This window comes from Reyranella soli, from assembly GCF_007992495.1.
GTDB classification, from domain to species: Bacteria; Pseudomonadota; Alphaproteobacteria; order Reyranellales; family Reyranellaceae; genus Reyranella; species Reyranella soli.
The window spans coordinates 1-6,445 of the sequence record NZ_BKAJ01000281.1 but is presented as its reverse complement, the minus strand read 5'-3'; the positions used below and the strand labels follow the sequence as shown (position 1 = coordinate 6,445).

3 protein-coding genes are annotated in these 6,445 nt (G+C 60.8%); 1 reads left to right on the top strand and 2 read right to left on the bottom strand.

Features of this window, described 5'->3' with window-relative positions; all coding sequences use genetic code 11:
- Positions 1–174 precede the first annotated feature (174 nt).
- Positions 175–768 (bottom strand): class I SAM-dependent methyltransferase, encoded by a 594-nt coding sequence (locus RSO01_RS45490; RefSeq protein WP_147157245.1) that lies wholly within the window; start codon positions 766–768, stop codon positions 175–177.
- 668 nt (positions 769–1,436) lie between these two features.
- Positions 1,437–2,534 carry a non-hydrolyzing UDP-N-acetylglucosamine 2-epimerase gene (gene wecB, locus RSO01_RS45485; RefSeq protein WP_147157244.1) on the bottom strand — a complete coding sequence of 366 codons (1,098 nt, stop codon included), beginning with the start codon at positions 2,532–2,534 and terminating at the stop codon, positions 1,437–1,439.
- A 1,011-nt stretch (positions 2,535–3,545) separates the two neighbouring features.
- On the opposite strand from wecB, the gene RSO01_RS45480 reads away from it, so the two are divergent.
- The coding region (locus RSO01_RS45480; RefSeq protein ID WP_147157243.1) for a DUF4082 domain-containing protein at positions 3,546–6,445 on the top strand (2,900 nt) is incomplete at its 3' end.

Genomic DNA, 6,445 nt, shown 5'->3' with positions numbered 1-6,445 from the left:
TATAACCAGAACGGACTCTCCCTTTGAACGAGGTCATTCCGGGGAGCACATCACTTTGACTGCAAATGCAGCGTTTCTATTATTTCCGTACACGGTCAGAAATCATCCGGCACAGCAGAACGATTGGCGTGAAACCGTGTCACCTTATAATGCCTAGCCTGCTCCAATTCGAAACTACTTAATGCAAAAGGCATTTGCGGTCTCTGAAAGGATATCTGGCTGATACCGTGCCCAAATATCCTTGACAACGTCAGGTGGAATCTCGGGAATATTCTGTGGGCGATTAGTAGGTGTAATTCTGGAGAATCCAGCCTCTTCGATGAGTGCCTTGAGTTCGGTTGGCGTCAGAAGGTGCTCATGATCCTTTTGAAGGCGCGACTCTTCATGATGGCGACAGGGGGACGTGATGAAGAGCTGGCCCCCCGCCTTCAATACGCGGAAGGCTTCTTGGACAATCATCCTTTGCGTTGGGGCAGGACAGTGTTCAATGACTTGTCCACAATAGATACATGAGAACCTTTCGTCCTCGTATGGAAGGCGGTTGGCCAAGTCATGCTGCCGAACATTCAGCCCCTTGGAAACACAGAGATCGACGCGGGACTTGACATACTCCACGCCGTGGCCCTCGATCCCGCGCGACCGAACTAGCTCCAGCAGCAACCCATGGCCCGCGCCCAGCTCCAAAAAGGGGCCTTCCAACGGGTTGAAGCGAGCAAGGTATGGCGCGTACCAATCGGGGGTCCGCTGACGGTAAATCTCGTCTGACATTCGCTTAGACTTCCCCTCCCTGGTTCAAATCGTCTATTATATGAGCCAATCACACGCAAATGGATGCGTCTAGCGACGGCCGTGCACCTTGGCAAGCAGGTCTTCGCTCGCCAGGCATCTGGCTAGACGTTATGTCCCCGGTGTGAAGCGGGTGGCCCGTCACCTTATGCGAAGATCGAGGGTTGCTCGGACAGGCCGAGCCGAGCCTCACGCATGGAGGGCCGGGCCACCCGCTTCACACCGGGGACATAGCGTCTATCTACACAGGCACCAATACGGTTACGCGTCCGCTGTAGGCCGCGTTTTCAAGGGTCGTCGCGGGTGGGAGATGGGGCTCGCCAACTGGCAAGTTAACGGGCACAGATGGTGTCGGTACGGGTTATTTCAGGCCCGAGTCCCGGAGGCGTTAGTCGTCGTCGTTCGTCCCTTGTCCGTCGTGCCACCCGGGCGCCGGCAACGTCGATCTAGCCCGACGCTTGCGAACCGCCTCCGCAGTCGGCGAAGGCGAACATCGTCGAGGCAGGCCTGCGGTCTGGGCGATGATGAGGGCGGTACCGGCTACACCCCAGCCGTTTTGACAAAGCGACTGAACCCATTCTGGGGCCGATTTAGTGGCTTTGTGGCACCCCCCATGAAGTGTTGGCTGGCCGCGATGTTTCGGCTCGCAGTCAGCCCACTGCACGTTTTAGGGACGCAACTACCCGTTCGGCAGTCCTACCATCCCATAGATCTGGAATAGTTCCAGCACGCCCATCTCTGCGGTCGTCGAGAATCCTAGCAGCAAGCTTCGGCATGTCCGTCATATGTGCCAAGCGATTTGATCCCGACGTAATCGTGATCGGGCGCTCCGTGGACTCGCGTACCGTAATGCATGGAATTCCAAGATAGCATGTCTCTTCCTGAATACCGCCTGAGTCAGTAATTGCTATGGCGCACTCTGACAAAAGGCTCATGAAGTCCACGTATCCTAGAGGCTTACATACCTTTATCAAAGTTGCTCGCTCAAGTCGCCTTCCAAGTCCAAATTCCTCGACCCGTGCTCTCGTGCGGGGGTGCATTGGGAACACCAGAGGCAGGGAAGTGGACACTTCTATGATGGCCGACAGGGCAGCTTCCAAAGCATCTGCCGTGTCGACATTGATGGGGCGGTGAAGGGTGATGACTCCGTATCTCTTTTGCTCGAGCCCAAGGCGTTTGGCGACGCAGGCCTTGCTGATGTTGCCCTGCATCATGACCAGGCTGTCGATCATGATGTTGCCGACTCGATCGATCCGTTCGACTGGGATGCCCTCGCGCGCAAGGTTCTCATCAGCGTCGGGCGAGGGCGTCCACAATAGATCCGAAATCGCATCGGTCACCAGCCGGTTGATCTCCTCCGGCATGGTCCGGTCGAAGCTTCGCAATCCGGCTTCCAGGTGCGAAACCTGAAGACCTAGCTTTTTCGCAGCGATTGCACAAGCCATCGTGGAATTGACATCGCCAACCACGACAACGTTGTCGGGCTTAGTCTGCCTGCAGAGGTCTTCGTAGGCTGTCATTACCGCCGCCGTCTGCTGCGCGTGGCTGCCGCTTCCGACGCCGAGGTGAAAGTCAGGCGCCGGCAAGCCGAGATCCGAAAAGAAGACGTCTGACATCATCGCGTCATAATGCTGTCCCGTGTGCACCAGCACCGGCTTACACCACGCTTCCTTGTTGAGCGCATGCCAAAGCGGCGCAACTTTCATGAAGTTCGGCCGCGCACCTGCTACCAAATGGATTGATTTCATGCCCATCCCTCAAAACCGCGGCAGGGTTATAGCGACTTGATCACTTCGAATACATGTCGAAATGGATATGGAGAACCGGTTATCTTCAGGGCAGGTGCGTTGCATGGCTTTCCGTCAAGGCCCTCAGATAGGCACTTCTCCAAATTCCAGCATAGGATGGTGAGCTTTTTTATTCCGCCTGCCTGGCCGCTAGGATCTGAACCGAACAGGGTTCTTGAAAACAATGTAGGCCGCTACAAGGTCGCGTCGATTTCGACCAGCGCATGGGTCCGCCAACAGGTCGCTGCCAAAGAAAACACATTGGAGACGCTTGTATCGGTCGAAGCAGTGGAGGACCGGCAAGCAAGCTGCATGCTCGGGGCGTCGGCAACGGCCTGCCGGCGCAGCTGGAGCTGTCCAACGACGCTCCGATAGCAAAGTTGCTCCTGAACGATCTGTCGAAGGCGCGGTGTCGTGCCGGCCAACTGCACCTAATCACGCCGAGTGGAGCCGTGGCGTCGTCGAGGACCGAGGCGCAGAGCCTGATAGGCGAGTGGATCCCGGCGAAGTAGCTACACTAGGACACTTCGGCGCAGTTCTTCGACATGTAGATCGCGAGCGGCCTTGACGTGCTTCCCGAGGCGCACTGCGCGTTCGTTGGGCCCTCCCGTGGCGCTTCGCCTGATGTTGCGTGCGGGCTGAGTGCTCTCCTTAAGCTAAGCCATCTCTCCCCCTATCTTCGTGGTAATTCCGATGCCTCGCTCACTGATGCGTTCGGGATATGGCTTGGGGGCATTTCCACTCTCTACAGCTTGTGAAGTCACATGATGCTTTCACCTGGAGGTGGAAGGGTGGACACAGGGGCTTAACGAGCAAACGTCTGTAGAGATGTTCGCGTCTAGCTGGTTGGGGGCTGGGAAGGTCGACCAGGTTGGCCGAGGGTAGGTTTCCTGCTGGGAATCGCTCCAATTTGACTACGGCTGTTGATTTGTTGGGCGCTCGACTCTTGTCGAGCCCGCCTTGGGAGAAGACATGCGCGAAGCAACACAACTGGTTTTCGTCGACCCCGCGGTTGCCGATATCGACTTTCTGCTGAGCAACTTGGAGCCGGGAATTGAAGCGTCGGTCCTGAACGCCGCTGAATCTGCGCCAGCGCAGATGGCGCGCGCCCTGGTTGGCCGGCAGGATATCAAGACCATTCACGTTATTGCCCACGGCCAGGCGGGCCAAGTGAGCTTCTCCAGCGAGGCGTTGTCGCTTGAAAGCCTGGATGGCCATCGGGACTATCTCTCCGCGATTGGGCAGGCGCTGTCGGCGGATGGCGATCTGCGCCTTTGGGTCTGCAACGCCGCTCAAGGACAACGGGGCGCCGCCTTTCTGGACAGTTTGAGCTTGGCCACAGGGGTCGCGGTTTCAGGCGCGACAGGGCGCGTCGGGGCAGCTGCGTTGGGCGGGTCGTGGGAACTGGATGTGTCGCGTGCGCCGGCGACATGCCGACCGCCACTGACCGCAGCCGGCATGGAGAATTATGCCGGGGGCATGGAGTCGAACGTGTTCGACACCGACGATGCGCCGGCGACGATCGAGACATCCGACCCAGCCGACTACGAGCTCGGCATGCGGTTCACGGCGAACGCCGCAGGCTCCATTACCGAACTGCGCTACTTCCGCAGCGCGGCGGACGCGGACGACACCGACACGCGCGTCCTGAATCTGTGGGACGCCGCAGGCGTCCTGCTCGGGTCGGTCACCGTCACCTCTGCCACAGGTGAATCGGGCTGGCAGGTCGGCACCCTCTCGGCGCCGATCGCAGTCCAGGCCGGCGAGACCTACGTCGTCTCCTACGGCACTACGCAGAATTATGTCGCCACCGCGAACTACTTCACCTCCGCTCACAGCGGACCCGACGGTGTGTTGACCGCCGGCGTCGGCAGCGGCGTCTTCGCCGAAGGTACACCCGGCAGCTTCCCGACCGCCACCTACAACTCGACGAACTACTGGGTCGACGTCACCTTCACCGATGGCCCCGTCGACAACAGCGCGCCGGTCATCACCTCGCCCGCGACGCTGACCTCGCCGGAGAACCGGCTGGTCGCCGGCACGATCACTGCGACTGACGCCAACGTCAACCCGCTCACCTATGCGATTGCCGGCGGGGCCGACGCCGCGCGCTTCACCATCGATGCCCAGACCGGCGTGCTGCGCTTCGTCAGTAACCCGAACTATGAGGCCCCGACCGACGCTGGCGCCAACAACGTCTACGACCTAACCGTCAGCGTCACCGATGGCGTCGCGCCGGCGGTCACTCAGGCGATCACCGTCATCGTCACCGACCGGGCCGATAACGGAGAATCGAGCGTGTTCGGCGCCGGCGAGGAGCCGGCGGTGATCCAGACATCCGACCCGGCCGACTACGAGCTCGGCATGCGGTTCACGGCGAACGCCGAGGGCTCAATCACCGAGATTCGCTACTTCCGCAGCGCGGCGGACGCGGACGACACCGACACGCGCGTCCTGAACCTGTGGAATGCGGCAGGCGACCTGCTCGGTTCCGTCACCGTCACCTCCGCCGCGGGTGAATCGGGCTGGCAGGTCGGCACCCTCTCGGCGCCGATTGCGATCCAGGCCGGCGAGACCTACGTCGTGTCCTACGGCACCACGCAGAATTATGTTGCCACTGCGAACTACTTCACCACCGCCCACGACGGACCCGACGGCGTGTTGACCGCCGACGTCTCCGGCGGCGTCTTCGCCGAAGGCGCACCCGGTGTCTTCCCGACCGCCAGCTACAACTCGACGAACTACTGGGTCGACGTCACATTCGTCGACACGGTTGCACCGACGGCGGTTGCGACGGTAACGGCGCTGAGCGGCGATACGGGCAGCTCGGGCAGCGATTACGTCACGTCGACGGCGGCGCAGACGGTGAGCGGGACGTTCACGGGCACGCTGGGCTCGGGTGAAGCGATCCAGGTGAGTGCCGATGGCGGCACGACCTGGGTGACGGCAACGACGTCCGGCGCGACCTGGTCGGCGAGTGGCGTGACGCTGTCGTCGGGGGCCAACACGCTGTCGGCACGTACAATCGACGCGGCGGACAACACGACATCGGGAACCGGTCACAGCTACACGCTGGATACGGTTGCACCGACGGCCACCATCGTGGTGGCGGATGATGCGCTGCGGGCGGGCGAGAGCTCGCTGGTGACGATCACCTTCAGCGAGGCGGTGAGCGGGCTGACCAACGACGATCTGACGATCGCAAACGGCACGCTGACGGCGGTGTCGTCGGGCGACGGCGGTGTGACCTGGACGGCGACCTTCACGCCGTCGGTCGACACCAGCGAGGCCAGTAACCTGATCACCCTGGACAACACCGGGGTGTCGGACGAGGTGGGCAACACCGGCCTGGGGACCACCGCTTCGAACAGCTACGCGATCGATACCACGGCGGACATGGGTAACGATCTGACTCTTGCGATCGTCAGTGGTGTCGCGATCAGTGGGGGGGGCGGCAACGACACGCTCGTAGGCGGCGTCGGCGATGACACACTGAACGGTGGCGACGGCAATGACACGCTGATCGGCGGTGCTGGCAACGACACACTGAACGGCGGGGCGGGCAAAGACACCCTTATCGGGGGAGTTACCACCCTTGGAAGGTCGGTTACTTTCACGACTTCGGGGATCGATGCTGATGTCTCGAATGCGACGGTGACCTTCACCGACTCAAGCGGCCACACAGCCACAGTTGCCGCGTCGTCTGGAGTTGCCATCTTTACAGGGTTCGATGATGGCCCTGTGAGCTCAGTTCTGAACATCACCGACTCTGTCGGGAACGTGGCCTCGGCCTCGGGCGCGTCGATCTCTCTCCAGATGGCCGGTGCGGACGTGATGGCAGGCGGGGCTGACAACGACATCTACTATGTCGG

What these genes read in the sequence shown, in the direction of transcription:
- RSO01_RS45490 (WP_147157245.1), bottom strand. Translation starts at nt 768, where the DNA reads ATGTCAGACGAGATTTACCGTCAGCGGACCCCCGATTGGTACGCGCCA.
- wecB (WP_147157244.1), bottom strand. Translation starts at nt 2,534, where the DNA reads ATGAAATCAATCCATTTGGTAGCAGGTGCGCGGCCGAACTTCATGAAA.